16 protein-coding genes are annotated in these 22,589 nt (G+C 71.8%); 8 read left to right on the forward strand and 8 right to left on the reverse strand.

Annotated elements, in window-relative coordinates:
* The first annotated feature begins 30 nt into the window (after positions 1–30).
* On the forward strand, positions 31–1,311 hold the full coding sequence (locus FLW16_RS22710) for an MFS transporter (protein WP_142562137.1): 1,281 nt from the start codon (positions 31–33) through the stop codon (positions 1,309–1,311).
* 44 nt (positions 1,312–1,355) lie between these two features.
* Positions 1,356–1,988 (forward strand): cysteine hydrolase family protein, encoded by a 633-nt coding sequence (locus tag FLW16_RS22715; protein ID WP_142562138.1) that lies wholly within the window; start codon positions 1,356–1,358, stop codon positions 1,986–1,988.
* A 5-nt stretch (positions 1,989–1,993) separates the two neighbouring features.
* Here FLW16_RS22715 and FLW16_RS22720 read toward each other — a convergent pair whose 3' ends face one another.
* The gene (locus FLW16_RS22720) at positions 1,994–2,692 is read right to left on the reverse strand and encodes a DUF2306 domain-containing protein (protein ID WP_260615482.1); all 699 of its coding nucleotides are present in this window, start codon (positions 2,690–2,692) and stop codon (positions 1,994–1,996) included.
* A 162-nt stretch (positions 2,693–2,854) separates the two neighbouring features.
* Here FLW16_RS22720 and FLW16_RS22725 point away from each other — a divergent pair, with 162 nt between their 5' ends.
* Positions 2,855–3,838 carry an NAD(P)-dependent alcohol dehydrogenase gene (locus FLW16_RS22725; protein ID WP_142562140.1) on the forward strand — a complete coding sequence of 328 codons (984 nt, stop codon included), beginning with the start codon at positions 2,855–2,857 and terminating at the stop codon, positions 3,836–3,838.
* Here FLW16_RS22725 and FLW16_RS22730 read toward each other — a convergent pair.
* Complete coding sequence (locus FLW16_RS22730) at positions 3,828–4,817, reverse strand: YafY family protein (protein WP_142562141.1); 990 nt, start codon at positions 4,815–4,817, stop codon at positions 3,828–3,830. The genes FLW16_RS22725 and FLW16_RS22730 overlap by 11 nt on opposite strands.
* A gap of 62 nt (positions 4,818–4,879) precedes the next feature.
* Here FLW16_RS22730 and FLW16_RS22735 point away from each other — a divergent pair, with 62 nt between their 5' ends.
* The gene (locus tag FLW16_RS22735) at positions 4,880–6,034 is read left to right on the forward strand and encodes an epoxide hydrolase family protein (RefSeq protein ID WP_142562142.1); all 1,155 of its coding nucleotides are present in this window, start codon (positions 4,880–4,882) and stop codon (positions 6,032–6,034) included.
* 43 nt (positions 6,035–6,077) lie between these two features.
* On the opposite strand, the gene glgB is transcribed toward FLW16_RS22735, so the two are convergent.
* From glgB to FLW16_RS22755, 4 genes are read right to left on the reverse strand one after another with little or no spacing between them, the layout of a single operon-like run.
* A complete protein-coding gene (gene glgB / locus FLW16_RS22740) occupies positions 6,078–8,306 on the reverse strand; it encodes a 1,4-alpha-glucan branching protein GlgB (RefSeq protein ID WP_142562143.1) in 2,229 nt (742 codons plus the stop codon).
* Between the two features lie 47 nt (positions 8,307–8,353).
* Entirely contained in the window at positions 8,354–9,703 is a 1,350-nt protein-coding gene (locus tag FLW16_RS22745; protein ID WP_142562144.1) for a maltokinase N-terminal cap-like domain-containing protein, read from the reverse strand.
* Complete coding sequence (treS, locus tag FLW16_RS22750; RefSeq protein ID WP_260615483.1) at positions 9,700–11,451, reverse strand: maltose alpha-D-glucosyltransferase; 1,752 nt, start codon at positions 11,449–11,451, stop codon at positions 9,700–9,702. Before treS ends, FLW16_RS22745 begins: the two co-directional genes overlap by 4 nt.
* Positions 11,452–11,481: 30 nt before the next feature.
* On the reverse strand, positions 11,482–13,530 hold the full coding sequence (locus FLW16_RS22755; protein ID WP_142562145.1) for an alpha-1,4-glucan--maltose-1-phosphate maltosyltransferase: 2,049 nt from the start codon (positions 13,528–13,530) through the stop codon (positions 11,482–11,484).
* Between the two features lie 379 nt (positions 13,531–13,909).
* Between FLW16_RS22755 and glgP the strand changes: the two genes are divergently transcribed.
* The 3 genes from glgP (at position 13,910) to FLW16_RS22770 (ending at position 18,425) form a co-directional block, all read left to right on the forward strand.
* Positions 13,910–16,507, forward strand: a complete 2,598-nt coding sequence (glgP, locus tag FLW16_RS22760) for an alpha-glucan family phosphorylase (RefSeq protein WP_142562146.1) — start codon at positions 13,910–13,912, stop codon at positions 16,505–16,507.
* Between the two features lie 63 nt (positions 16,508–16,570).
* On the forward strand, positions 16,571–17,629 hold the full coding sequence (locus FLW16_RS22765; RefSeq protein WP_142562147.1) for a glycosyltransferase family 4 protein: 1,059 nt from the start codon (positions 16,571–16,573) through the stop codon (positions 17,627–17,629).
* A 22-nt stretch (positions 17,630–17,651) separates the two neighbouring features.
* Positions 17,652–18,425 (forward strand): enoyl-CoA hydratase/isomerase family protein, encoded by a 774-nt coding sequence (locus FLW16_RS22770; RefSeq protein ID WP_142562148.1) that lies wholly within the window; start codon positions 17,652–17,654, stop codon positions 18,423–18,425.
* Positions 18,426–18,510: 85 nt separating this feature from the next.
* Here the strand turns inward: FLW16_RS22770 and FLW16_RS22775 are convergent, their stop codons facing one another.
* Together FLW16_RS22775 and FLW16_RS45975 are read right to left on the reverse strand one after the other, a co-directional pair.
* On the reverse strand, positions 18,511–19,386 hold the full coding sequence (locus FLW16_RS22775) for an alpha/beta fold hydrolase (RefSeq protein ID WP_142562149.1): 876 nt from the start codon (positions 19,384–19,386) through the stop codon (positions 18,511–18,513).
* 3 nt (positions 19,387–19,389) lie between these two features.
* Positions 19,390–22,089 carry a helix-turn-helix transcriptional regulator gene (locus FLW16_RS45975; RefSeq protein ID WP_142562150.1) on the reverse strand — a complete coding sequence of 900 codons (2,700 nt, stop codon included), beginning with the start codon at positions 22,087–22,089 and terminating at the stop codon, positions 19,390–19,392.
* A gap of 128 nt (positions 22,090–22,217) precedes the next feature.
* On the opposite strand from FLW16_RS45975, the gene FLW16_RS22785 reads away from it, so the two are divergent.
* Positions 22,218–22,586, forward strand: coding sequence for a hypothetical protein (locus tag FLW16_RS22785; RefSeq protein ID WP_142562151.1), 369 nt, complete (start codon positions 22,218–22,220; stop codon positions 22,584–22,586).
* The last annotated feature ends 3 nt before the right edge of the window (positions 22,587–22,589 follow it).

The following is a 22,589-nucleotide window of genomic DNA, read 5'->3' on the forward strand; positions in this document are numbered from 1 at the left end:
TGTGCGAGTGAGTGACGAGGGGCGTCGGACATGAGGAACGGGCACCGGTTGGGGCGGCGGTTCGGGTGGCTCTGGGCAGCGTACGGGACCAGCGCGCTCGGCACTTGGCTCGCCTTCGGCGCGTTCCCGCTGATCGCGGTCCAGGTGCTGCACGCCGGGCCTGCGCAGGTCGCGGCGTTGGCCTCCGTGGGGGCCGCGGTGGGCGCGGCCGTGGCGGTGCCGCTGGGCCCGTGGATGGAGTTCCGCCGCAAGCGGCCGGTGCTGATCGGGGCGGACCTGGCGCGGTTCGCGGCGCTGCTGACGATCCCGGCCGCGTTCGCGCTCGGCGTGCTCTCCTTCGTCCAGCTCCTGCTGGTCTCGGTCGTCGTCGCGGCGGCCGACATCACCTTCCGCGCGGCCTCCGGCGCGTACCTGAAGACGCTGGTGCCGGCCGGGGACCTGCTCGTCGCCAACGCCCGATTCGAGTCCACGGCCTGGACGACCACGATCATCGGACCGCCGCTGGGCGGCGCCGCGATCGGGCTCCTCGGCCCGGTGGCCACGGTGGTGGCCGACGCGGTCAGCTACCTGCTCTCGGCCCTGGGCATCCGCGCGACGGGCGGCAGGGAGCCGCGGCCCGAGCACAAGGAGGCCACGCGTCCGCGGGCCGGGGACCTGCTCGACGGCTGGCGGTACATCCTCGCCGACGCGACGCTGCGTCCGCTGTTCTTCAACACCGCCGTGTTCAACGGCCTGGTGATGGCCGCCGACGCGCTGCTGGCCGTCCTGATGCTCGGCCGGCTCGGGTTCGAGCCGTGGCAGTACGGCCTCGCCTTCGCGGCGCCCTCGATCGGCGGGCTGCTGGGGTCGCGGCTGGCCCGGCCGCTCGTCACCCGGTTCGGGCAGCACCGGGTCCTGGTCGCGTCCGGGGCGCTGCGCGCGCTCTGGCTCGTCGGCCTGGCCTTCGTGGGGCCGGGCACCGGAGGGCTGCTGCTGGTGATGGGCCTCGAGCTCGGGCTCATCTTCTGCTGCGGGGTCTTCAATCCCGTCTGCGCGACCTACCGCCTCGAACGCACCGCGACCGGCCGGATCGCCCGCACGCTGTCCGCCTGGACGGTGACGACCAAGGCCTCGACCGCGCTCCTGACGGCCGTCTGGGGTGTGCTGGGCGGCCTGCTCGGCCCGCGCACGGCCATCGGCCTGGCCGGCGTGCTCCTGCTGGCGACCCCGCTGCTGCTTCCCCGGCGCGCCGCGGCGCTCCCTGCCGATCTCCCTGCCGATCCCCCTGCCGAGCCGCTCGCCGAGACGGACCCCGCACCGAGCCGCGCCTGACGGGCCGCCACGGCCGTCTCACGATTCATCATCCAAGGAGAGAAATGACCGTCACGACCCCGGCGCTGGACCCCCGGACGGCCGCACTGCTCGTCATGGACTACCAGCAGGCGATCCTGGCCTCGCTCCCCGGCCAGGCCGACCCGGAAGCGCTGCTGTCACGGGTGGCCGGCGCCATCGCCGACATGCGCGCGCACGGCGCCGCCGTCGCCTACGTGCGAGTCGGATTCACCGAAGCCGACTGGGCGGCGATCCCGCCGGCCAACAGGACCTTCTCGTTCCTCGGCAGGCAGCGCCTCATGCACCACGCCGATCCCGCGACGGACATCCACCATCGGCTCGCTCCCGAGCCCGGCGACATCGTCGTCCGCAAGACCCGATACGGCGCGCTGTCCACGACAGACCTGGACCGGCGGCTGCGGGATCGCGGAATCACCACCCTGGTCATCGCCGGCATCACCACCAGCGGCGTCGTGCTGTCCACCCTCACCGACGCCGCCGACCGCGACTACCGGCTCTACGTCCTGTCCGACGGCGTCGCCGACCCGGACCCGCACGCCCACCAGGCCCTGATGACCGGCGTCTTCCCGAGGCTGGCCCACATCGTCGACACCGCGGAACTGCGCTCGCTCCTGCACGAGAACCCTGCCGATCCGGCAGAGACCGGCAGTGCGTGAGCCGCTTACCTCGCCCCTCGGGACAGAGCCGGGAGTCCGGGGCCTCTGCGGACGGCCCACTCCGCGACGACGAGGTTGATCACCCATCCGGCGCCCATCAGCAACGCCCGGGGGAGCGGGCCGGGCTCGCCGGCCAGCGCCATCCAGGGACCGACGGTCAGCAACTGGGTGCCCGCGCCCATGCCGATCGCGTAGCCCCGCGTCATCCAGGCGCGGTGACGGGCGACGTCCCGGCGCCGGATCGCCGCGAAGCCGAGGACGAGGGACACGATCATGAGGGTGCCGAATACCAGCCGCAGGCCCACGAGGAGGGCGCTGTCGTTGGGCAGGTGGGGATAGAACAGCGTCATCCACAGCCCCGTGAACGCGCTGACCAGCCCGGACGGAACCACGAGCCGCCCGGCGGCGCGGTGCCAGGCGGGCCTGCGGCGGCGTAGTCCGTGGGCGAACTGGAGGGCCCCCAGGACGCTGAAGAGGGTGACGGAGATGATGTGCGCGACGACCGGCGCGGGCGTCGCGAAATACCGGACGCTGTCCTGCGTGATCGGCCCGCCGCCGGCCAGTTGCCCCAGCCGGGCGGAACCGGCGATCACCGGGACGGCGCTGAGCGCGATCAGCGCGGCGGGCACGAGCCACCCCGCCCTGCGCTTCCTGCCGGATGAGTCGCTTCGCGCGAGCGTGGGCCGTTCCATCGATTCGGTCATGCGCCGATCGTGGCCCCCGAAGGGGCAGTGGCTCATCGGCGGAACGGCCGGATCCGTGCCGCCCGATCGGCTCCCGATCGGGCGTACTTTCGGCTGATACGCCCTGCGTGCGGCGCTTCTTACGCTGGCACTCCCCACCGCCGAGGTGACGAGGAGAATGCGATGAAGGCGTACGTCTTACGCTCGTACGGTCCGCCCGACACCCTGGAGCTCACCGACGTCGGCACGCCCGTGCCCGGCCCCGGCGAGGTGCTGGTCCGGGTGCGCGCCACCTCCGTCCAGCCGTACGACTGGCACCACATGAGAGGCGAGCCGTACGCCGCGCGCCTGATGGGCGGCACGGTCGGTCCGCGCAAACCGCGCATCGGCATCCTGGGCGCCGACGTGGCGGGACAGGTCGAGGCGGTCGGCGCCGGCGTCACCGGGTTCCGCCCGGGCGACGAGGTGTTCGCGCTGCTCACGCAGGGCGGCTTCGCCGAGTACGTGTGCGTGCCGGAGAGCGCGCTGGCCCGCAAACCGGAGAACCTGTCGTTCGAGCAGGCGGCCGCGGTGCCGATGGCGGGCGTCACCGCACTGATAGCGCTCGATCAGGGACGGGTCCAGGCGGGGCACGAGGTCCTCGTGAACGGCGCCTCGGGCGGCGTGGGGACCTTCGCCGTGCAGCTCGCCAAGGCGTTCGGCGCCGAGGTCACCGGTGTGTGCAGCGGCCGGAACGCCGACCTGGTGCGGTCGATCGGCGCGGACGACGTCGTCGACTACACGAAGGAGGACTTCACCCGGAGCGGGCGGCGCCACGACCTGCTGCTCGACATCGCGGGCACCCGTGCGCTGCCGGCCTGCGCGCGGGTGCTGAAGCCCCGGGGGACGCACGTCGTCGTCGGCGGGCCGGCCGGACGGTGGCTGCAGCCGGTCGGTCACATGATCGCGACGCTCGCGGTGTCGCCGTTCGCGTCCCAGCGCGTGGTCGTGGCTCAGGTGGCCTACGGCGAGAACGCCCGGGGTGACCTGATGCGGCTGACCGACCTCATCGAGGACGGCAAGGTCACCCCGGTGGTGCACCGCAGCCATCCGTTCCACGAGATCCCGGCGGCCATCGCATACGTGGAGCAGGGGCACGCCTCCGGAAAGGTCGTCATCACGGTCTGACCGGCCCTCCGGAGCCTGCTTCGGCCGCCACGCGCAGCCGGTCGGCCAGGTCGCGCAGGACCGGGATCAGCTCGGGCGGGTCAAGCACCCGGAACGGGAATCCCTTGGCCGCGACGTGCAGGGCCAGGGTCTCCAGTGAGTCGGAGCCCGTGTGGAACAGGCAGGCGTGGGCGCCGTGCGCCTCCAGCCGGCCGGCCGTGGGGGAGGAGCGCCGGGCCACCGCCTCGATCGGGGCCTCGAACAGGATCCGGGCCCGGTAGCGATAGGGCGCCGACGAGATCGCCTGGGAGACGTACGCCGCCACGTCACCGGAGGGAGGCGTACGCGGGGTGAACCGGGCGCCGGGCGGGTCCACGGGTCCCTGGATCCGGTCGGCGCGGAAGGTCCGCCAGTCGTCGCGGTCCACGTCCCACGCCAGCAGATACCACCGCCGGTGCGTGTGAGCCAGCCGGTGGGGCTCGACGGTACGGACCGACAGGCCGTCCCGTCCCGGATACCGCAGCCGCAGCCGCCGGCGGTCCCGGCAGGCCGCCGCGAGCGCGGTCAGCAGGCCCGGGTCGACCGCCTCGGTGATCGGCGCCGGTCCGGTCAGCGGCACGGCCGCCGCTCGGAACGCGGTCACCCGGTGCCTGAGGCGGGCCGGGAGCATCTGCTCGAGCTTGGCCAGCGCCCGCACCGAGCTCTCCTCCAGCCCGGCCACGCTGCCGGTCGCCGCCGTGTGCAGCCCGATCGCGACCGCCACCGCCTCCTCGTCGTCGAGCAGCAGCGGCGGCAGCGCCGTGCCGGCGCCGAGCCGGTAACCGCCCGCGACTCCCGGCGTCGCGTCCACCGGATAACCGAGGTCGCGCAACCGGTCGACGTCGCGCCGCACCGTACGCAGGCCCACGCCGAGTCGTTCGGCCAGGTCGGCGCCCCGCCAGTCGCCGCGCGACTGGAGCAGCGACAGCAGCCGGAGCAGTCGTGCCGAGGTTTCCAGCATGACCGGAATTGTGCCCGCAATTGGTGACCAAAGCTGACACCGATCGTTCCTACGGTGATCACATGACGAGCACCGAGATCCGTCCGTTCCGCATCGAAATCCCCCAGGCCGACATCGACGACCTGCGCGACCGGCTGACCCGCACCCGCTGGGCCCCCGAGCTGCCGGGAACCGGCTGGGAGCGCGGCGTACCGACCGGCTACCTGCGCGACCTGGCGGTGTACTGGGCGGAGAAGTACGACTGGCGGGCGCACGAGGCGGCGATCAACGCCCATCAGCAGTTCACAACCACGATCGACGGCATCGATCTGCACTTCCTGCACGTCCGCTCGGCCGTGGCGGACGCCACGCCGCTGCTGCTGCTGCACGGCTGGCCCGGTTCGATCGTGGAGTTCCTCGACGTGATCGGCCCGCTCACCGACCCCGTGGCGCACGGTGGCGATCCCGCCGATGCCTTCCACGTGGTGATCCCGTCGCTTCCCGGGTACGGCCTGTCCGGCCCGCTGCCTGCTGCCGGCTGGACCGACGGACGTGCCGCCGCGGCGCTGGCGGAGCTGATGGACCGGCTCGGCTACGACCGGTACGGCGTGCAGGGCGGTGACGTGAGCGCCTTCATCGCCCCGCTCATCGGCCGGGCGGTGCCCGACCGGGTCATCGGGGTCCACCTCAACGCGCTGGTCACCTTCCCGACGGGGGACCCGGCCGACATGGCCGCGCTCACCGAGGCCGAACGGGATCGGCTGGGACGGATGAAGGACTGGCAGGACCGGTCGAGCGCGTACATGCAGATCCAGGGCACCAGGCCGCAGACGATCGCGCACGCCCTGCACGACTCCCCGGCCGGCCAGCTCGCCTGGATCGTGGAGAAGTTCCAGGAGTGGACGGACCCGGCCGCCGATCTGCCCGAGGACGCCGTGGACCGCGACCGGATCCTCACCGACGTCAGCCTCTACTGGTACACCGGCACCGCGGGCTCGGCCGCGCACACCTACTTCGAGCGGTTCAACGACCCGTCCATGTGGGCGCCGCGCGAGCGATCGAGCGTGCCGACGGCCGTGGCGGTCTTCCCCACGGACTTCGCCATCCGCGCGTTCGCCGACACGACGCACACCATCGTGCGCTGGACCGAGTTCGACCGGGGCGGCCACTTCCCCGCCCTGGAGGCGCCCGGCCTGCTCGTGGAGGACCTGCGGGAGTTCTTCCGAGGGCGCGCCTGACCTGCTCCACCCGGGGTCCGCCGCGGACCCCGGGTGGCGGGGCTCAGGACTCGGCGACCAGGCCCTCGGGCTCGGCGTCCGCCGCCTCCGGCTCCTCCGCCCGCTCCTCCATCTCCGGGCTCACGGCCGTCGGGCTCTCCACGGGCCGCAGCCAGACGACGCCGAGCGGCGGCACGGTCAGCCGGGTCGAGCAGGGCAGCCCGTGCCGCGGCTCCTCGACCGACTCGACCGCGCCCATGTTGCCGACGCCGCTCCCGGCGTACTCGTACGCGTCGGTGTTGAGGATCTCCTCCCACCGCCCGGGGGTGGGCAGGCCGAGGTGGTAGTCCTGATGGGGGGCGCCGGAGAAGTTGGCGACGCAGGCCAGCACCGAGCCGTCCGTGCCGTACCGCAGGAACGACAGCACGTTGCCCGAGGCGTCGTCGGCGTCGATCCAGCGGAAGCCCTCGTGGGTGTTGTCGCGCGAGTACAGGGCCGGCGACTCCCGGTAGACGCGGTTGAGGTCCTTCACCAGGCGGCGTACGCCCTGGTGGTAGTCGAAGTCCAGCATCCACCAGTCGAGGCCGCTCGCCTCCGACCACTCGGCCCCCTGGCCGAACTCGCCGCCCATGAACAGCAGCTGCTTGCCGGGGTGGGCCCACATGAAGCCGTACAGCGCACGCAGGTTGGCGAAGCGCTGCCACTCGTCGCCCGGCATCTTGCCCAGCAGCGACCCCTTCAGATGGACGACCTCGTCGTGCGACAGCGGCAGCACGAAGTTCTCGGAGAAGGCGTACATCAGGGAGAACGTCATCTGGTGGTGGTGATACTGCCTGTAGATCGGCTCGCGGGACATGTAGCTGAGCGAGTCGTGCATCCAGCCCATGTTCCACTTGAAGCCGAAGCCGAGCCCGCCGAGGTGGACGGGCCGCGACACGCCGGGCCAGGCGGTCGACTCCTCCGCGATCGTCACGATTCCGGGGGCCTCGCGGTAGACGACGGCGTTCATCTCCTTGAGGAACTCGATCGCGTCGAGATTCTCCCTGCCGCCGTACTCGTTGGGGGTCCACTCGCCCTCGCGGCGCGAGTAGTCGAGGTAGAGCATCGACGCCACGGCGTCCACCCGAAGACCGTCGATGTGGAACTCCTGCAGCCAGTACAGCGCGTTGGCCACCAGGAAGTTGCGCACCTCGTTCCGGCCGAAGTCGAAGACGTACGTGCCCCAGTCGGGGTGGGTGCCGCGGCGCGGGTCGCCGTGCTCGTAGAGCGGAGTGCCGTCGAAGCGGGCCAGCGCCCACTCGTCCATCGGGAAGTGTGCGGGCACCCAGTCCACGATGACGCCGATGCCGGCCCTGTGCAGCTCGTCCACGAGGTGGCGGAAGTCGTCGGGGGAGCCGAATCGCGAGGTCGGGGCGTAGTAGGAGGTCACCTGGTAGCCCCACGAGCCGCCGAACGGATGCTCGGCGACCGGCAGGAACTCCACGTGGGTGAATCCCATGTCCTTGACGTACTCGACCAGCTCGCGGGCGAGATCGCGGTAGGACAGGCCGGGCCGCCAGGAGCCCAGGTGCACCTCGTAGGTGCTCATCGGCTCGGCGAGGGCGTCGCGCGACGCCCTGGCGGCCATCCACTCCTCGTCGCTCCACTCGTACGCGGAGTTCTCGACGATGCTGGCGGTCGCCGGGGGCACCTCGGTGCGGCGGGCCATCGGGTCGGCCTTCTCCCGCCAGATCCCGTCGAGGCCGAGGATCTGGAACTTGTACCGCGTGCCCTCGCCGATCTCCGGGAGGAACAGCTCCCACACGCCCGACCGGCCGAGCGAGCGCATGGGGTGGGCGGCCCCGTTCCAGTGGTTGAAGTCGCCGATCACCCGCACGCCCTGCGCGTTCGGCGCCCACACCGAGAAGGCCGTCCCGTCCACGTCCTCGTGACGTACCACCCGCGCCCCGAGCACCTCCCACAGCCGCTCGTGCCGGCCCTCACCGATCAGGTGGAGGTCCAGCTCGCCCAGCGTCGGCCAGTGCCGGTACGGGTCGTCCGTCTCGTACGGCGGGGCGTCGGGATAGGTGATGCGCAGGCGGTAGTCGGGGATCTTGTCGACGCCGGGCAGCGTCACCTCGAACACCCCGAACGCGAGATGGCTCATCTCGTGCGCCGACCCGTCGGCCAGCACCTCGACCTTCTCCGCGAAGGGACGCAGGGCCCTGATCGTGACGCCGTCGGGCCCGGGATGGGCCCCCAATATGGAGTGGGGGTCGTGATGCGCGCCCCCGGCCAGCCGGTCCAAGTCCATGTCGCCCAACCTGCCCTAGATATATCCCTCCGAACACCCTGATCTTGTCAGCGAAAGGCCGCGAGCGGGATGGGCAACCACGAGGGGCGGTTGCGCGCCTCGTAGACGACCTCGTACACCGCCTTGCTCAGTTCGAGCGCGCGCAGCAGCACCGCGTCGTCGCCGCGGATGCGCCCGCCGCCCTCCGAGTAGCCGGCCAGGAACGCGGCCCGGTTGCGCTCCGACCACTCCCTGGCCCGGCTCTCCAGCCCGTCGGCGTTGGGATGCCCGGCCAGCAGGTGCCGCGCGGCGTATTCGAACGAGCGCAGCATGCCCGCCACGTCGCGCAGCGGCGAGTCGAGCGCCCGCCGTTCGGCCAGCGGCTGGCCGGGCTCGCCCTCGAAGTCGAGCACCACCCAGTCGGTCATGGTCCGCATGACCTGGCCGAGGTGGTAGTCGCCGTGCACCCGCTGCACCGGGATCTCGTGGTCGAGATCGGCCAGCCGGTCGAACGCCTCGGCGGCCACGGCGGCGTGCTCGCCGAGGCGCGGCACCTCGCTGACCGCCTTGTCCAGGCGGCGGCGGAACCGCTCGGTCATCCGCTTGATCTCGGGCGGCTCGATCGTCCCCGTGGGGAAGGCCCGCGCGAGTTCGCGGTGCACCTGCGCGGTGGCCAGCCCGAGCCGCCGCGCCTCGGCGGCGAAGTCGCCTCCGGCGTCCTCCGCGGGCATGCCCTCGGCGCACGCGTAGAGGTCGCGCACGCTGGTCAGCGCCATCGACCAGCCCTCGTTGGCGTTCTGCAGGTACTCCTGCATGATCGCCAAGGTGGTCGGCTCACCCTGGAGCTCGGTCTCGATCCAGCCGTACGGCCTGGCCACATGGGCCGAGCCCGCGTCCGCGAGCGCCGTGATGATCTCCAGCTCGGGGTTGACCCCCGGGTTGAGCTGGCGGAACAGCTTGAATATGTACTTGTCGCCGTACACCAGTGAGGTGTTCGACTGCTCGGCGGTCAGCACGAGGCTGCGTTGCGAGGTGTCGATCTCCGCCCCGTGCGCCGGATGGAAGCCGAGGCCGTCGAACCGGCGGTCGGCGGCCATCCCTTCCAGCAGGTGCCCCGTCAGGGCGGAGTCGTGCAGCGCGTCGTACACCTCGACCTCGCGGCCGTCCCGGCGGCAGGCGCCGATCCGGACGTGACCGAGGCGGTCGGGCAGGTGCTCGCGCAGCCCGACCGGGATCTGGTAGCGCGTGCGGCGCTCCCCTTGCCGCACGCACACGACCAGATGGAGCAGCGCAGGGTCGCCGGCGGCGATCTCGATCTCGGAGTCGATGGACAGGTCGTCGATGGCGCGCCCCTTGCCGGCGAACCACCGTTGCCCGGTGATCCAGCCGGCCAGGAGTCCCTGAAGTGAAGTCGTCACTCCTCCTTCGTGCCGGCCGTCCTCTGCGTGACGGGCAGTGTGAACCAATAGAACCCATGCCCAGGGAGCGTCAAAAGATACGGAAGCTCGCCGATCGGTGGAAAAGGAACTCCGCCCATGCACTCGACCGGCGTGGATCCCTCGAACCTGCGCAGGTCGAGCTCGACCGGCTGGGGGAAGCGCGACAGGTTGTTGACGCACAGAACCCGGTCGTCCCCCAGCTCGCGCACGAACGCGAGCACGCTCGGGTTGGACGAGTTCAGCTCGGTGAACTCGCCGAGGCCGAACACCGGGTGACGCTTGCGGATCTCGATCATCCGCTTGGTGAAGTGGAGGAGCGAGCTGGCGCTCTTCTGCTGCGCCTCGACGTTGATCGCCTGGTACCCGTAGATCGGGTCCATGATCACCGGCAGGTAGAGCCGACCGGGGTCGCAGCTCGAGAAGCCCGCGTTGCGGTCGGGCGTCCACTGCATCGGCGTGCGGACGCCGTCCCGGTCGCCGAGCCAGATGTTGTCGCCCATGCCGATCTCGTCGCCGTAGTACATCACGGGCGAGCCGGGCAGGCTGAGCAGCAGCGCGGTGAACAGCTCGATCTGGTTGCGGTCGTTGTCCAGCAGCGGCGCCAGCCGGCGGCGGATGCCGACGTTGGCCCGCATGCGGGGGTCCTTGGCGTACTCGGAGTACATGTAGTCGCGCTCTTCGTCGGTCACCATCTCGAGCGTGAGCTCGTCGTGGTTGCGCAGGAAGATGCCCCACTGGCAGTTCTCGGGGATCTTCGGCGTCTGGGCCATGATCTCCGAGATCGGGTAGCGCGACTCCCGCCGCACGGCCATGAAGATGCGCGGCATCAGCGGGAAGTGGAAGGCCATGTGGCACTCGTCGCCGCCGGTCACCGGGTCGCCGAAGTACTCCACCACGTCGGCCGGCCACTGGTTGGCCTCGGCCAGCAGCACCCGGTCGGGGTAGAGGCGGTCCACCTCGGCCCGCACCCGCTTCAGGTACTCGTGGGTCGCCGGCAGGTTCTCGCAGTTGGTGTCCTCCTGCTCGAACAGGTAGGGGATCGCGTCGAGCCGGAACCCGTCGATGCCGAGGTCGAGCCAGAAGCGGATGACCTCCATCATCGCGTCCTGCACGTCCGGGTTCTCGAAGTTGAGGTCCGGCTGGTGGTGGAAGAACCTGTGCCAGTAGTACTGCCCGCGGACCGGGTCGAAGGTCCAGTTGGACGCCTCGGTGTCGATGAAGATGATCCGGGCGTCCTTGTACTCCTCGTCCGTGTCACTCCAGACGTAGAAGTCGCCGTACGGGCCCTCGGGGTCGTTGCGGGACGCCTGGAACCACGGGTGCTGGTCGCTGGTGTGGTTCATGACCAGGTCGGCGATGACCCGGATGCCCCGCTTGTGCGCCTCGTCGACGAGCCTGATGAAGTCCCCCAGATCACCGAAGTCCGGAAGGATCTTCATGTAGTCCGAGATGTCGTACCCGCCGTCCTTGAGGGGGGACTCGTACAGCGGGAGCAGCCAGAGGCAGTCGATGCCGAGCCACTGGAGGTAGTCCAGCTTCTCGATGAGGCCGCGGATGTCGCCGGTGCCGTCGCCGTTCGAGTCGGCGAAGCCCCGGATAAGCACCTCGTAGAAAACAGCCCGCTTGTACCAGTACTTGTCCCGTGGTTCCTCCTCGGTGAAGGTGTTCGGGACGGGCTGGGTGTGACTGGGCTGGATGTGACTGGGCTGAGGTGTCGTCGAGCTCACCTTTGACTCCCCGGATGTGCCGAGCTGCGCTCACGGGCGGTGCGCTGACCCGTGGCGGAGCGTGAGAATGTGTGCGGGATGGACGTGCGGGTCGAGGCGCACGTAGTTCGCCTGCCCCCAGCGGTACGACTCGCCCGACAGCTGGTCGTCCACGACGAACTCGGCATGCCAGTCGAGACCGAGGGCGGGCATGTCGAGCCGGACCGTCGCCTCATGTGTGTTGTGTGGATCCAGATTGACGACGGCCAGCACGACATCGCCTAGTCCGTGCCGTCGTGAGGCCGTGTCGTAGGCGCCGGGCAGCCGCTTGGAGAAGCAGATCACGTCCGGCTGGTCGACGTTGTGAAACCGTAGGTTACGCAATTCCTGGAGCGCCGGGTGTGCTCTTCTCAACAAATTGAGCTGGGTAATGAACGGGGCAAGGCTACGGCCCTCACGCTCCGCCTCCGCCCAGTCACGCGGTCTGTACTGGTACTTCTCGCTGTCGAGGTACTCCTCGCTGCCCGGGCGAACCGGGACGTTCTCGGCCAGTTCGTACCCAGAGTAGACCCCCCAGGTGGGCGCCATCAGCGCCGCCAGGACCGCCCGGATCTTGAACGCCGGCACGCCTCCGTGCTGGAGATACTCGTGCAGGATGTCGGGCGTGTTGACGAACAGGTTCGGCCGCAGGTAGTGCGAGGTCTCGTGGGACAGCTCCCGCAGGTACTCCTCCACCTCGGGCTTCGAGTTGCGCCATGTGAAGTACGTGTACGACTGGTGGAACCCGATCTTGGCGAGCGTGCGCAGCATGGGCGGGCGGGTGAACGCCTCGGCGAGGAACAGCACGTCGGGGTCGGTCGCGTTGATGTCGGACAGCAGCCGCTCCCAGAACCGGACCGGCTTGGTGTGCGGGTTGTCCACCCGGAAGATCCGCACGCCGTGGTCCATCCAGTGCCGGACCACCCGCTTGATCTCCGCGTAGATCCCCTCGGGGTCCTTGTCGAAGTTCAGGGGGTAGATGTCCTGGTACTTCTTCGGTGGGTTCTCGGCGTACGCGATCGAGCCGTCGGCCCTGATGTTGAACCACTCCGGGTGTTCCTTGACCCAGGGGTGGTCCGGGGAGCACTGGAGCGCGAGGTCGAGGGCGACCTCCATGCCCAGCTCGCGGGCCTTGGCGACGAACTCGTCGAAGTCCTCGATCGTGCCCAGATCGGGGTGGATCGCGTCGTGCCCGCCCTCCTGCGCGCCGATGGCCCAGGGCGACCCCGGGTCGTACTGGTCGGGGGTCAGGGTGTTGTTGCGGCCCTTGCGGAACTGCGTCCCGATCGGGTGGATCGGCGGCAGGTAGACCACGTCGAAGCCCATCTGGGCGATCGCGGGGAGCCGCTTGGCCGCCGTCCTGAACGTCCCCGACTTGGGCGCGACGCCCTCCTGCCCCACCAGGGCCCCCTCGGAGCGGGGGAAGAACTCGTACCAGGAGCCGAACAGCGCCCGCCGCCGGTCCACCCGTACGCGGTTGCGGCCCGACCGGGTGAGCAGGTCGCGCAGCGGGTGCGCGGAGATCAGCGCGGCCGTCTCGGGCAGCTGGGTCACCGCGAAGCGCGCCCTGGGGTCCACCGCCTCGTCCCGCAGGCGGGCCGCGAGGGCCAGCAACGCGGCCCGGTGCCCGCAGGTGCCGCCCGACTCCGTCGCCGCGCAGTCCGCCGCCCGCACGCCCTTGGCCGCCCGCTCGAACAGCCGGGCGCCCTCCTCGCACATGAGGTCGGCGTCCAGATCGCGCGGGATCTTGATGCCCGCGTCGTGCATCCACGTGGCGATGGGATCACTCCAGGCCTCCACCCGGAACTGCCACAGGCCCTCGGTGGGCAGCGTCACCTCCACGCTCCACCGGTCGGTGCCGGGCGCGACCTCGCGCATGGGCAGCATCCGGCCCGGCGTGCCGCTCGGGTCGATCAGCACCACCCCGGCGGCGACCGCGTCGTGTCCTTCGCGGAACACCGTCGCGCTGATCTCGAAGGTCTCTCCCGCGGCGGCCTTGGCGGGCCACTGGCCGCAGTCGACGACGGGCTGGATGTCCTGGATGGGAATTCGTCCGATCATCGTCACTTCGTACTCGGGGGCGGCACACCGGGTGCCGCCGGGGCTTGCGGGGCGGGAACAGCTGTGGTCAGGGCGGGCAGCGCGAGTGGCAGGATCCGCTGGCCGCGGTCCTTCCTCGTCCATACAGGGGTTGCCCTAATAGTCCACTCTTACCCCTGCCGAACGAAAGACCGTTCGCCGTGTTTGGGATGGCGTCCCCGGGAGATCGATCATTGCGTGCCGGCCGTCGTCGTCCGGCCAGGACATCACCAGGTCAAGGGTACTTTGGTGAGGTTTGAACCGGCTTGATGGTGGTGAGAGCGTTCGAGAACTGGCATCGCAGTACGACAAGTTTGATTCGGTCGCGCGTCGTGGCGCTGAGTAACTAGGGTCTGGCCCCGTGAGAGCTATCCGCAGGTTCACTGTCCGAACCGTTCTTCCCTCACAGCTCGCACCTCTGGGCGAGTTGGTCCAAAATCTCCGATGGTCGTGGCACCCCGAGACCATGGACCTGTTCGCCGAGGTGGATCCCGAGGTCTGGGAGCGTGTCGATCACGACCCCGTCGCGCTGCTCGGCGCGGTCGAGGCCGACAGGCTGCGCGAGCTCGCCCAGGACCGGCGCTTCCTGCGCCGCCTGGCCGACGCCGCCGACGACCTGCGCGAGTACATGACCGCCCCCAGGTGGTACCAGTCGCTGGAGGGCGCGCCCAAGGCGATCGGCTACTTCTCGCCCGAGTACGGCATCTCCGCCGCACTGCCGCAGTACTCCGGCGGCCTCGGCATCCTGGCCGGCGACCACCTGAAGGCCGCCAGCGACCTCGGCGTGCCGATCCTCGGCGTCGGCCTGCTCTACCGGCACGGCTACTTCACCCAGTCGCTGTCCGCCGAGGGCTGGCAGCTCGAGCACTACCCCTCCCTCGACCCCGGCGGCCTGCCGCTCACCCTGCTCAAGGAGGCGGACGGCGCGCCGGCCCGCATCAAGATCGGCCTGCCGGAGGGGCGCGTCCTGCACGCCCAGATCTGGGTGGCCCAGGTCGGCCGGGTGCCGCTGCTCCTGCTCGACTCCGACGTCGCCGAGAACGACACGGTCGCCAGGGACGTCACCGACCGCCTGTACGGCGGAGGCGGCGACCACCGCCTGATGCAGGAACTGCTGCTCGGCATCGGCGGCGTGCGGGCCATCCGGGCCTACTGCCGGATCACCGGCCACCCCGAGCCCGAGGTGTTCCACACCAACGAGGGCCACGCGGGCTTCCTCGGCCTGGAGCGCATCCGCGAGCTCACCGAGGCCCGGCTGTCGTTCGAGGAGGCCCTGGAGGCCGTACGCGCCGGGACCGTGTTCACCACCCACACGCCGGTCCCCGCGGGCATCGACCGGTTCCCCGCCGAGATGATCGCCCGGCAGTTCGGCGGGTCCAACGCCTGGCCGACGGTGTCGGTGGACCGCATCCTCGAACTCGGCGCCGAGCCGGACGGCCCCGAGGCCGACAAGTCGGTCTTCAACATGGCCGTCATGGGCATGCGGCTGGCCCAGCGGGTCAACGGCGTGTCCGAGCTGCACGGCCACGTCAGCCGGGAGATGTTCCAGGGCCTGTGGCCGGGCTTCGACGTGGACGAGGTGCCGATCGGCTCGATCACCAACGGCGTCCACGCCCCCACGTGGGTCGGCCGGGAGATGATGGAGCTCGCCGGCAAGGAGCTGCCCTCGCTGATCGACAAGGCGCAGGGCTGGGAGGGCGTGCACAAGCTCTCCGAGGCCGACATCTGGGGCATCCGCGCCAAGCTGCGCGCCCGCCTGGTCGAGGAGGCGCGCCGGCGGCTGCGCAAGTCGTGGCGGCAGCGCGGCGCCAGCGAGGCCGAGCTGGGCTGGGTGGACGAGGCGCTCGACCCGGACGTGCTGACGATCGGCTTCGCCCGCCGGGTGCCCTCCTACAAGCGGCTGACCCTCATGCTCTGCCAGCCCGACCGGCTCCGCAGGCTGCTGCTCGATCCGGAGAAGCCGGTACAGATCGTCATCGCCGGCAAGGCGCACCCGGCCGACGAGGGCGGCAAGAAGCTCATCCAGCAGATCGTCCGCTTCGCCGACTCCGAGGACGTGCGGCACCGCATCATCTTCCTGCCCGACTACGACATGGCGCTCGGTCAGCTCATGGTGACGGGCTCCGACGTGTGGATGAACAACCCGCTGCGCCCGCTGGAGGCGTGCGGCACGTCCGGCATGAAGGCGGCGCTCAACGGCGGCCTCAATCTGTCCATCCGCGACGGATGGTGGGACGAGTGGTACGACGGCAACAACGGCTGGGCGATCCCCAGCGCCGACGGCGTGGACGACCCCGAGCGCCGCGACGAGCTGGAGGCCACGGCGCTGTACGACCTCATCGAGCGTGAGGTCGCCGACCGCTTCTACGACCGGGCCGCCGACGGCCTGCCGCGGCGCTGGCTGGAGATGGTCAAGCACACGCTGAGCTCGCTCGGGCCGAAGGTGCTCGCCGGGCGCATGCTGCACGACTACGTCACCGACCTGTACACCCCGGCGGCGGCCTCCGCCCGGTCGCTCGCGGCCGACGGCTACGGCAACGCCCGGCTGTTCGCGGCCTGGAAGCTGCGCGTGGCCAAGGCGTGGCCGGGCGTACGGGTCGAGCACGTCGAGGCGACCGGCGTGGGGGACACCCCCGAGCTGGGGGCCCGGCTGGAGCTGCGGGCCACGATCGCCCTGGGCGAGCTGTCGCCCGAGGACGTCCAGGTCCAGGCCGCCTACGGCCGCGTGGGCGCGCACGACGAGCTGCTGTCACCCGGCTACGTCACGCTGAAGGTCGACTCGGTGGGCGACGACGGCCGGGCGTACTACACCGGCGTCGTGCCGCTGGACCGCACCGGCGCGTTCGGCTACAGCGTGCGCGTGGTCCCGTTCCACCCGCTGATGGCGTCCGCGGCGGAGCTCGGTCTCATCGCCGTCCCGGAGGCGCCGGTCGGCATGACCAACGGCACCCTCCGCTAGGAGTCCGGCCCGGTCACCCCTCTCGCCCGCTTCCTTCGCAGGTGAGAGGGGTAGACCAGCACCATGGCACAGGCCCTGCACATCGGGATGGTCGCCCCGCCGTGGTACGACGTGCCGCCCCGCGCGTACGGCGGCATCGAGGCGGTGACCGCCGCCCTGGTCCGCGGCCTGCGGGCGCGCGGGCACCGGGTCACCGTCATCGGGGCCGGCCGCGACGTGGATCTGCGGACCTACGAGGAGCCGCCCTCGGCGCGGATCGGCGAGCCGTTCCCCGAGGTGGTGCACGCGGCCGAGGCCGCCCGCCTCCTGCGGGGCCTGGACGTGGACATCGTCCACGACCACTCGCTGGCCGGGCCGCTCACCGCCGCGGGGCGGCTCGTTCCGACGGTCGTCACCTGTCACAACGACGTGAGCGGGGAGCTCGGGAACTACTACCGCAGCCTCGGCGCGGACGTGTCCCTGGTGGCCATCTCCTCGGCCCAGCGCGCCCACGCGCCCGACCTGAACTGGGCGGGGCGGGTGCACAACGCGGTGGACGTCGCGGCGTGGCCGTTCCGGGAGCGCAAGGACGACTGGGTGCTGTGGCTGGGACGGCTCAGCCCGGACAAGGGCGCCCACCTCGCGATCGAGGCGGCGCGGGCGGCGGGGCGCCGCATCCTGCTGGTCGGCAGGCGGGCCGAGCGGGCGGAGCAGGCCTACTTCCACGAGCGGGTGGAGCCGCTGCTCGGGCCCGACGTCGAATACCTGGGGGAGGCGGACGGCCCGCTCAAGAACGAACTGTTCTCCCGCGCCCGGTGCCTCGTGCTTCCGCTGTTGTGGGACGAGCCCTTCGGCATGGTCATGATCGAGGCGATGGCCTGCGGCACGCCGGTGGTGGCGCTGCGACGGGGCGCGGTGCCCGAGGTCGTGGCGGACGGGGTGACCGGCTACGTCCGCGACACGCCCGACGAGCTTCCCGCCGCGATCGAGGCGGCCTTCGCCCTCGACCCCCACGCGGTGCGCGACCGAGTGGTCCGGCACTTCGACGTGCCGGTGATGGTCGAGGGATACGAGCAGGTCTACCGCGGCGTCCTGGCCGCGACGCCGGCCGCTCCCCGGCGGCCCCTCCCGCTCGGGCGCTGATCTCACCCTTATCGTGGGGGCCATGGGTGAATTCGTCAGGGTGGAGATCTCCGAGCACATCGCCACGATCCGGCTCGACCGGCCGAAGATGAACGCGCTGAACCGGCAGGTCCAGGAGGAGATCGCGGAGGCCGCGCGACTCGTGGACGCCGATCCGAACACGCACGCGGTCATCGTCTACGGCGGCGAACGCGTCTTCGCGGCCGGCGCCGACGTCAAGGAGATGGCGGTCATGTCCTACGCCGACATGGCCGTGCACTCGCGCACTCTGCAGGACTGCTTCACCGCCGTCGCGCGGATCGGCAAGCCGGTGATCGCGGCGATCACCGGGTACGCCCTGGGCGGCGGCTGCGAGCTCGCGCTGTGCGCCGACTTCCGGGTGGCCGGACAGAGCGCGAAACTCGGCCAGCCGGAGATCACCCTCGGGATCATCCCCGGGGCGGGCGGGACCCAGCGCCTGCCCCGGCTCGTCGGGCCCGCCCGGGCCAAGGACCTGATCTTCACCGGGCGGCACGTGGACGCCGCCGAGGCCCTCGCCATCGGCCTGGTCGACCGGGTGGTGCCCGACGGCGAGGTCTACACCGCGGCGCTCGAACTCGCCGCGACCTTCGCCGAGGGGCCGGTCGCCGCGGTCCGGGCGGCCAAGCTCGCGATCGACCACGGCCTCGAGACCGACCTCGACACCGGCCTGGAGATCGAGCGGCTCCAGTTCTCCGGCCTGTTCGCCACCCAGGACGCCCGGGAGGGCATGACGGCCTTCGCCGAGAAGCGCCGCCCCAAGTTCACGGGCAGCTGAGTTCACGGGCAGCTGAGTTCACCGGCAGCTGAGTTCACGGGCGGCTGAGTTCACCGGCAACCGGCACCGGGCCGACGGGACGGGGTCACCCGGCCGACGTGTGGGCGAGGATGGCATCGGCCAGTTCCACGTGCACCTCGGGCGGCAGAGTGTGGCCCATGCCCTTGATCGTCATCAGCCGGGCGCCGGGGATCTGCTCGGCGATGAGGGCGCCGTGGCCCGGCTTGGCGGGTTCGTGCGTGCCCTCGACGACCAGGGTGGGCGCCTTGACCCGGTGCAGGACGCCCACCGGCTCGAAGTCCGGCTTCGCCGCCGCCGCCAGGCGGTGGTTGACCGCCGCGTCGAGGTCCCGCGCCCGGTCGTACAGGCGTTCGGCCAGCCTGCGCGAGGCGTCCTCGTCGAACGGCAGGCCGGTGCCGTGCAGCACGCGGTCCTCCGCGATCATGCGCTCGATCCGCTCCCGCCGGTCGCGCGGCGGCGCCGCCGCGATCAGCTCGCGGTAGAACGCGACGAACTCCGGCGTGGGTTCGGGCAGGCTGCCCTCGGGCTGCGGCTGGCCCATCAGCGCCCGCATGAGCACCGCGCCCTCACCGCCGCCGAGCGGCGACGAGCCGATGACGGTGAGCGTCCGCACGCGCTCCGGCCGCTCCACCGCGATCAGCTGCCCGAGCAGCCCGCCCGCCGAATGGCCGACCAGATGCGCGCTGTCCAGCCCGTGCGCGTCCATCACCCGCAGCACGTCGTTCTTGATGTCGTCCCATGTGTACGGATCCTTCTCGAAGTCGACGACGTCGGACATCCCGGTGTCGCGGTGGTCGTAACGGATCACGCGCCGGCCGCCGGCGGTGAGCCGGCCCACGAACTCGTCCGGCCACAGGATCCCCTGCGACATCGAACCCATCACCAGCACGATCGGCGCGTCGGACGCGGCCCCGAACTCTTCGCTCCAGATGTTTGGCATGGGCTAGAGCATGCCGTCCGGCGTCGACGGCGCCTTCCGTAGAACTACTAGCCGCGCCAGCTCAGTACGTGAGGTGATGCCGAGCTTCGGATAGATCTTGTACAGGTGGTATTCGACCGTGCGCGGGCTGAGGAACAGCCGGGCGGCGATCTCCTTGCTGGTCGCGCCGCCCGCCACCAGGGTGGCGATGCGCAGCTCCTGCGGGGTGAGCGTGTCCAGCGCCGTCCCCCGCACGTCGGGGATCGCCTCGGCGACCGCGGGCGCGTCCGCACCCGTTCGCACGCTCTCGCCCGCGGCACGCAGCTCGCCGTACGCGCGCCGTGCCCACGGCGCGGCTCCCGCGCGCTGGAACGTCTCGAACGCCGCGCGCAGGTGCGCCCTGGCCTCTCCCTGCCGGTGCGTACGGCGCAGCCGCTCGCCGAGCAGCAGCCCCGTCCTGGCCGCCTCGAACGGGTTGGCGTGCAGTCGTGACGCCTCCAGGAGTGCCTCGACCGCCTGGTCGTCCGGCAGGACCAGGCCGCGGCACCGGGTGAGCAGCGCCCGGGACTCGGCCGTCCCCGCGTGGGCCGACCAGCGCTCGTACGCCGCCAGCGCCGCCCTGGCGGCCTCCGGGTCGTCGGCGCCGACGGCGGCCTCGATCCGGTCCGGGGTGGTCCGCCAGACCACCGCCGGATGACCGGACCCCGGGCCCGCGGCGACGATCGCGGTGAACCGGTCGTGCGCGGCGGCGAACCGGCCCAGGCACAGGTCGAGCATGGCCAGGGCGTACGCCGCGACCCCGGCGCGCAGGCCCACCCGATGCGGGAGGGCGATGGCCAGCGCCTCCCGGGCGTACCGGGCGCAGGGCTCCTCCTCGCCGCGCAGGGCCGCCACGGCCGCGAGGTTGGCCAGGTGCGCGGCCACGGTGTTGACGTATCCGGCCTCGCGAGCCAGCTCCAGCCCCTCCTCGGAGACCGCCCTGCTCTCCGCGAGACGCCCGGCCAGCCGTTCGGCGGTGGCGACGAACTCCAGCACCACGGGCAGCTGGCCCGTCATCCCGGAGACCCTGGCCACCCGCCCGGCCCGCTCGGCCAGCTCGGCGGACAGGTCGCCCTCGCCGAGTTGGCTGGCCGCCGCCGTCGCCCACAGGAACTCGGCCGCCTCGCGCAGCTCGCCCGTACGGCCGAGGGCCCGCCTGAGCAGGTCGTGCCCGCTGCCGTCGGCGAGCGCCGCACCGATGCCGGCGACCACGTCGCGCAGGAACCCTTCGGGGAAGGCCGCCGCCCGCCGCCCGATCTCGATGACGGCCTCCGTGTCGCCGACGTACGACGCCGCCTCCGAGGCGTCGGCCAGCATGTCCAGGGTGTCGCCCGCCGCGAGGATCCGCACGGCCTCGGCGGCGTCCCCGGAGTTCAGCTCGAACCGCCCCCGCAACTGCGCGATCTCCATGCTCAGCGCGGCGTCAGCCCCGGCGAACTCGCGGGCCTCGGCCAGCAGGGACTCCGCCTGGCCGGGACGCCCCCCGAGCCAGGCGGCCACGGCGGCGTCCTTGAGCCGCCGGGCGCGCGCGAGCGGTTCCGGGGTGAGCTCGGCGGCCCTGGTCAGAGCCGTGGCGGCGGCGCCGTACCCACCCCGGTCCCGGTCCCGTTCCGCGGCCCGCGCGAGCGCGGCGGCGACCGATTCGTCCTGGCCGAGCGCGGCCCCGGCCAGGTGCCAGGCCCGCCGGTCCCCGTCGGACAGCTCGGCCAGCACCGCGTGCGCTTCGCGGCGCCGGGCGGGGGAGGCCGTCTCGTACACGGCCGACCGGATCAGCGGATGGCGGAACCGCACGTGCGTCCCGGAGACGCCCGCGAGCCCGGCGGACTCGAGCTCGGGCAGCGCCGCTTCGCCCGCGCCCAGCCGCTCGGCGGCCCGCAGCACCAGGTCGAGATCGCTCTCGACCGCCGCCAGCAGGGCCGTGAGCCGTGCCCCTTCGGACAGCGCGGCCACCAGGTCGCCGAAGAGGCGGTTCCCGCCGGGCAGGGGGTCGGGCAGCGGTTCCCGGCCGGCCCGCTGGTCGGGGCTGAGCAGCCGGGCCGTCTCGCGCAGCGCCAGCGGATTGCCTCCGGTCAGCGCCACGAGGTCGCGCCTGACCGGCGCGGCGAGCGTGAAGCCGGCGTCGAGCAGTTCCGTGGCGGCCGGTTCCGCCAGCCCGGCGACCTCCAGCGAGGGCAGGCCCTTCACCGGCATGTCGCCCCGTACGGCCAGCGGCATCGCGATCGGCTCGGTGCCGAGCCGCCTGGCGGCGAACAGCAGGGCGTCGGCCGACGGCCGGTCCACCCATTGGAAGTCGTCGACCACGCAGATCAGCCCGTCCGGCGCGGCGGCCTCGGCCAGCAGCGACAGCACCCCGGCCGCCAGCAGGAACCGATCGCCGGAACCGGCGGGGGCCAGCCCGAGCGCGCCGCGTACGGCCTCGGCCTGCGGGTCCGGCAGCGCGTCGAGCAGCCCGGTCACCGGCAGCAGCAACTGGTGCAGGGCGGCGAACGCCAGATCGGCCTCCGCCTCGACCCCCGTGGTCCGCAGCACGCGCATGGGCCCGCCGCGGGAGGCCGCCATGTCGAGCAGCGCCGTCTTGCCGGCGCCGGCCTCGCCGCGCAGCACCAGCGCGCCGCCGGAGCCTTTCCTGGCCCGATCGATCAGGTCGTCGATCGCGGCCGTTTCCACCGATCTGCCGTACAGCACAACCGCAGACTGTATTGGGTGGCGGGTCGCGTCCGGCCGACGGCAGTAAGGCTGTTTATCAACCACCTTTGAGCAACTCTGCACTTTGCGTCAGGAAACGATCAAAAATGCCGCTATCGTGACGGCTCATGATGCGCTTGCGAGTGCCGGGCCCGTCGCGGCTGCGCCGGGCGCTGCTGTCCCGGCTCGACTCTCGGTACGTCACCAAGCCCGACCATCGGCAGGACCTGAAGGACGCCCTCTGGGAGGTGCAGATGCTCCGCCGGGAGGTCGTGGCGCTGCGCGACGAGGTCGACCGGCTGCGGCGGGCCCCCGCGACGCCCGCGAAGCCGCCCGCGGCGCCCAAGGCGACCGCCGACCCCAAGGCGGCCGAGGCGCACCGGCTGGCGACCGAGACCGCCCAGGCGGTGGACACGCTGCTGCAGAGCGAGATGCGCATCTGGCAGGCGATCGACGACCTGTCGGCGCGGGTGGGCGCTCCCGGACGGGCGGGGTAACCG

This window comes from Microbispora sp. KK1-11 (genome assembly GCF_006874435.1).
Classification (GTDB): Bacteria; Actinomycetota; Actinomycetes; order Streptosporangiales; family Streptosporangiaceae; genus Microbispora; species Microbispora catharanthi.